Genomic DNA, 695 nt, shown 5'->3' on the forward strand with positions numbered 1-695 from the left:
TATCCAGAAAGAACTCGCTGAGAACGGTAATAGCCATAATGTTAAAACCATTGCAGCCAGCATGAAGCGTCAGGATTTAACGCCGAAAGCGGCACGCAAGTTTAAGTGTACAACGGACAGCAAGCATAAGATGCCTGTAGCTCCGAACTTGCTAGCTCAGGACTTTACTGCAACGGCTCCGAATCAAAAATGGGCGGGCGATATCACGTATCTTGCCACAAGTGAAGGCTGGTTGTATTTGGCTGTGATCATTGACCTTTACTCACGGTAAGTAATTGGTTGGTCAATGGATACGAAGATGATGGCAACACTGGTCTGCGATGCATTATCAATGGCTTTGTTCCGTCGAGGGTTCCCTGAGCAGGTTATTCTTCATAGTGATAGAGGTAGCCAGTATTGCTCGAAAGATTATCGAGACCTCATAACTGCTTATAATCTAAAGCAAAGTATGAGTAGAAAAGGAAACTGCTGGGATAATGCGTATGTTGAGAGCTTCTTCCATTCGATGAAGGTTGAAGCGATCCAGTACGAACCGATCATGACCAGAGATGAGATGCGCCAAACAGTCTTCGAGTACATTGAGGTTGATTATAATCGGACGAGAAGGCACAGTGCTCTTGGGTATCTAAGCCCAGTTAACTTTGAACAGAAAAATGTCGCTTAATGAAGTGTCCAGTCTGGCTGGAGCAGATCAT

At 44.9% G+C, this 695-nt stretch carries 1 pseudogene; it reads left to right on the forward strand.

The features are described from left to right. A pseudogene (locus UF05_RS08845) lies at positions 1–664 on the forward strand (IS3 family transposase); the annotation flags it as partial. Positions 665–695: the final 31 nt, after the last annotated feature.

This window comes from Vibrio sp. S457-15 (assembly GCF_000960545.1).
GTDB lineage: Bacteria > Pseudomonadota > Gammaproteobacteria > Enterobacterales > Vibrionaceae > Vibrio > Vibrio parahaemolyticus.